Source organism: Mesorhizobium sp. M5C.F.Ca.IN.020.29.1.1, from assembly GCF_003997375.1.
GTDB lineage: Bacteria > Pseudomonadota > Alphaproteobacteria > Rhizobiales > Rhizobiaceae > Mesorhizobium > Mesorhizobium wenxiniae.
On record NZ_RZSW01000462.1, the window covers coordinates 1 to 5119 of the forward strand.

Genomic DNA, 5119 nt, shown 5'->3' on the forward strand with positions numbered 1-5119 from the left:
CCTGTGCACCCGGCTCGACCGAAAGAATGGCCTCGACCGAGAGCAGGAAGCGAGCGTCGCCGCCCTTCGACAGTTTGCCGACCTTGCCCTTGGTGTCCTGGACGACGATCGCCGGCTTGAGATCGTTGCCGCGTGGCGTCGAACGCCAGTCGATGACCTCGCGCTTGGTGATGCCGGTCGATTCGTCGGCCGTTTCCTGGACGGAAATGCCATCGACCAGATCCTCGAACGCCACCTTGCCCTCGATTTCGGTGAGGACCGGGCGGGTATAGGGATCCCACTCGGCGATGCGCTGGCCGCGCTTCACCTTGTCGCCATCGTCCACGAAGATGCGCGAACCATAGGTGACACGGTGCGTGGCGCGCTCCTTGCCGGCCTCGTCGAGGATCAGCACCGCCATGTTGCGGCCCATGACCATCTGCTGGCCGTCGGAGTTGCGCACCACGTTGCGGTTGCGGATCTCGACCTTGCCCTCATACGAGGCTTCAAGGAACGACGAGTCCACCACCTGCGCCGTACCGCCCATGTGGAAGGTACGCATGGTGAGCTGGGTGCCCGGCTCGCCGATCGACTGCGCCGCGATGACGCCGACAGCCTCGCCCTGGTTGACCGGGGTGCCGCGGGCCAGATCGCGTCCGTAGCAGACCGCGCATACACCGACCCTGACGTCGCAGGTCAGCGCCGAGCGGATGCGGACCGACTGGACGCCGGCCTGTTCGATCTGCTCGACGTCGCGTTCGTCCATCAGCGTTCCGGCCTTGACCAAAACCTCACCCGTGACCGGATGAGTGATGTCGTCGAGCGCCGTGCGGCCGAGAACGCGCTGGCCGACGGAAGCGACGACCTGGCCGGCATCGACGATCGGCTGCATGGTGAGGCCTTTATCGGTGCCGCAGTCGACGGAGTTGACGATGCAGTCCTGCGCCACGTCGACCAGACGACGGGTGAGGTAACCCGAGTTCGCCGTCTTCAAGGCGGTGTCGGCCAGACCCTTACGGGCGCCGTGGGTCGAGTTGAAGTACTCGAGCACGGTCAGGCCTTCCTTGAAGTTCGAGATGATCGGCGTCTCGATGATTTCACCGCTAGGCTTGGCCATCAGGCCGCGCATACCGGCAAGCTGGCGCATCTGGGTGGGCGAGCCGCGCGCACCGGAGTGCGACATCATGTAAATCGAGTTCATCGGCTTTTGACGGCCATTATCCTCGAACTCGACCGCCTTGATGCGGGCCATCATCTCGTCCGCGACCTTTTCCGAGCACTTGGCCCAGGCGTCGACGACCTTGTTGTACTTCTCGCCCTGCGTGATCAGCCCGTCATTGTACTGCTGCTCGTATTCCTTGGCCAAAGCCTCGGTGTCGGAGACCAGCTTGATCTTGGCATCCGGGATCAGCATGTCGTCCTTGCCGAACGAAATGCCGGCGCGGCAGGCGTGGCTGAAGCCGAGGGCCATGATGCGGTCGCAGAAAATGACCGTCTCCTTCTGACCGCAATGGCGGTAGACGGTGTCGATCATCTTGGAGATGTTCTTCTTGGTCATCTCCTGGTTGGCGGTCTCGTACGGCACGTTGACGTTCTTCGGCAGAAGCTCGCCAATGATCATCCGGCCGGGCGTGGTGTCGTAAATCTTCGACACTACCTTGCCGTCCGCATCGACCGTGCGGAAGCGGCCCTTGATCTTGGAATGCAACGTCACCGCCTTGGTCTCGAGCGCGTGCTGGAGTTCGCCCATATCGGCAAACACCATGCCCTCGCCCGGCTCGTTCTGGTTGACGATCGAGAGATAGTAGAGACCCAGAACCATGTCCTGCGACGGCACGATGATCGGCGCGCCCGAAGCCGGGTGCAGGATGTTGTTGGTCGACATCATCAGCACGCGGGCTTCGAGCTGCGCTTCCAGCGACAGCGGCACGTGAACCGCCATCTGGTCGCCGTCGAAGTCGGCGTTGAAAGCCGTGCAGACCAGCGGGTGAAGCTGGATAGCCTTGCCTTCGATCAGGATCGGCTCGAACGCCTGGATGCCGAGGCGGTGCAGAGTCGGCGCACGGTTCAAGAGCACCGGATGCTCGCGAATGACCTCGTCGAGGATATCCCAGACCTCCGGACGCTCCTTCTCGACCAGCTTCTTCGCCTGCTTGACGGTCGAGGAATAACCCTTGGCGTCGAGACGGGCATAGATGAAGGGCTTGAACAGTTCGAGCGCCATCTTCTTCGGCAGGCCGCACTGGTGTAGCTTGAGCTCCGGACCGGTGACGATGACCGAGCGGCCGGAATAATCGACGCGCTTGCCGAGCAGGTTCTGGCGGAACCGGCCTTGCTTGCCCTTGAGCATGTCCGACAGCGACTTCAGCGGACGCTTGTTGGCGCCGGTGATGACACGGCCGCGACGGCCGTTGTCGAACAGCGCGTCAACGGCTTCCTGCAGCATTCGCTTTTCATTGCGCACGATGATGCCGGGCGCACGCAGCTCGATCAGCCGCTTCAGGCGGTTGTTGCGGTTGATGACGCGGCGATAGAGATCGTTGAGATCGGACGTGGCGAAGCGGCCGCCGTCCAGCGGAACCAGCGGGCGCAGGTCCGGCGGGATCACCGGTACCACCTTCATGATCATCCATTCCGGACGGTTGCCGGACTCCATGAAGTTCTCGACCACCTTGAGCCGCTTCAGATACTTCTTCTGCTTGAGCTCGGACGTGGTCGAAGCCAGCTCCGAACGCAGGTCGCCGGCGATCTTTTCCAGGTCCATGCCGGCCAGAAGGTCGTGGATGGCCTCGGCGCCGATCATGGCGGTGAAGCTATCTTCGCCATATTCGTCGACGGCCATCATGTACTCTTCCTCGCTGAGGAGCTGGTGCTCCTTCAGCGCGGTGAGGCCGGGCTCGGTGACGATGTAGTTCTCGAAGTAGAGAACGCGCTCGATGTCCTTCAGCGTCATGTCGAGCAGCGTGCCGATACGCGACGGCAGCGACTTCAGGAACCAGATATGGGCGACGGGCGCGGCCAGTTCGATATGGCCCATGCGCTCGCGGCGGACGCGCGACAGCGTGACTTCGACGCCGCACTTCTCGCAGATGACGCCCTTGTACTTCATGCGCTTGTACTTCCCGCACAGGCACTCGTAGTCCTTGATCGGACCGAAAATGCGCGCGCAGAAGAGGCCGTCACGCTCCGGCTTGAAGGTGCGGTAGTTGATGGTCTCCGGCTTCTTGATCTCGCCGAACGACCAGGACAGAATCTTCTCAGGGCTGGCGAGCGAGATCCGGATGGAATCGAACACCTGCGCAGGCGCCTGGGGATTGAAGAGATTCATGACCTCTTGGTTCATGCCGTTCTCCTTTTCGGGGTCCTCGAAAACCCCTTGCATCTAGCGCGGGCCAAACGCCCGCCGACTTGATCGGCCATCGGCCGAAGAATTTCGTGCGTCCGGTCGCGGAAGCCGCGACCGGACGTCTTGCTCACTCGGCCGCGTCGGGCAGCCGAACCGGGCTGTCGTCCAGCTTGGTGTTCTCCAGCTCGACATTGAGGCCCAGAGACCGCATTTCCTTGACGAGAACGTTGAAGCTCTCTGGGATGCCGGCCTCGAACGTGTCGTCGCCTCTGACGATCGCCTCGTAGACCTTGGTGCGGCCGGCAACGTCATCCGACTTCACCGTCAGCATCTCCTGCAGCGTGTAGGCGGCGCCGTACGCTTCGAGCGCCCAGACCTCCATCTCGCCGAAGCGCTGGCCACCGAACTGCGCCTTGCCGCCCAGCGGCTGCTGGGTAACGAGCGAGTACGGCCCGATCGAACGCGCGTGGATCTTGTCGTCCACAAGGTGGTGAAGCTTGAGCATATATATGTAGCCCATCGTCACTTTGCGATCGAACGGCTCGCCGGTGCGTCCGTCATATAGCTGCGACTGACCGCTGGTGTGCAGGCCCGCCTGCTCCAGCATGATGTTGATGTCGGCCTCGTGCGCGCCGTCGAACACCGGTGTCGCGATGGAGACGCCGCGGCGCATCTGCTCGCTGAGGCGAACGACGCTCTCGTCGTCATAGTCGCGGATCGGCTCGTTGCGGTCGTTCGCCGGCATGAAGCTCTCGAGTGTCTTGCGCAGCGGCTTGATGTCGCCGCCTGTCTTGTACGCGTCGATCAGCTCGCCGATCTTCCTGCCCATTCCGGCGCAAGCCCAGCCCAAATGCGTCTCCAGGATCTGGCCGACATTCATGCGGCTCGGCACACCCAGCGGGTTGAGCACGATATCGGCATGCGTGCCGTCCTCGAGGAACGGCATGTCCTCGACCGGAACGATCCGCGACACGACACCCTTGTTGCCGTGCCGGCCGGCCATCTTGTCGCCGGGCTGCATCTTGCGCTTTACGGCCACGAAGACCTTGACCATCTTCATGACGCCGGGAGGCATCTCGTCGCCGCGCTGGACCTTCTCGACCTTGTCCATGAAGCGCTGTTCGAGCGCCTTCTTGGAATCGTCGTACTGGCCACGCAGGGCTTCCAGTTCGCTCTGGAGCTTTTCGTTCTCCACCGCAAACTGCCACCACTGCGAACGCGGATACTCGTCGAGCGTATCCTTCGACAGCTTCGAGCCCTTCTTGAAGCCCTTCGGCCCGGCAATCGCGTCCTTGCCGACGAGAACGTCGGACAGGCGCGAATAGACGTTACGGTCGAGGATCGCCTGCTCGTCGTCGCGGTCCTTGGCGAGGCGTTCGATCTCCTCGCGTTCGATCGCCATGGCGCGCTCGTCCTTCTCCACACCGTGGCGATTGAAGACGCGCACTTCGACGACGGTGCCGAAGGTTCCGGGCGGCATGCGCATCGAGGTGTCGCGCACGTCCGATGCCTTTTCGCCAAAGATGGCGCGCAGAAGCTTTTCTTCCGGCGTCATCGGGCTTTCGCCCTTCGGTGTGATCTTGCCGACCAGGATGTCGCCCGGCTGCACTTCCGCACCGATATAGACGATGCCGGCCTCGTCGAGGTTCTTCAGCGCTTCTTCCGAGACGTTGGGAATGTCGCGCGTGATCTCCTCCGGCCCGAGCTTGGTGTCGCGCGCCATGACCTCGAACTCCTCGATATGGATCGAGGTGAAGACGTCGTCGGCGACGATGCGCTCGGACAAGAGGATCG

Annotated in this window: 1 protein-coding gene and 1 pseudogene; both read right to left on the reverse strand. The window is 62.6% G+C overall.

The window, feature by feature from the left end; translation table 11 throughout:
• A partial coding sequence (gene rpoC, locus EOA85_RS27085; RefSeq protein ID WP_127211816.1) for a DNA-directed RNA polymerase subunit beta' occupies positions 1 to 3322 on the reverse strand: 3322 nt, incomplete at its 3' end.
• A 130-nt stretch (positions 3323 to 3452) separates the two neighbouring features.
• A pseudogene (locus EOA85_RS27090) lies at positions 3453 to 5119 on the reverse strand (DNA-directed RNA polymerase subunit beta); the annotation flags it as partial.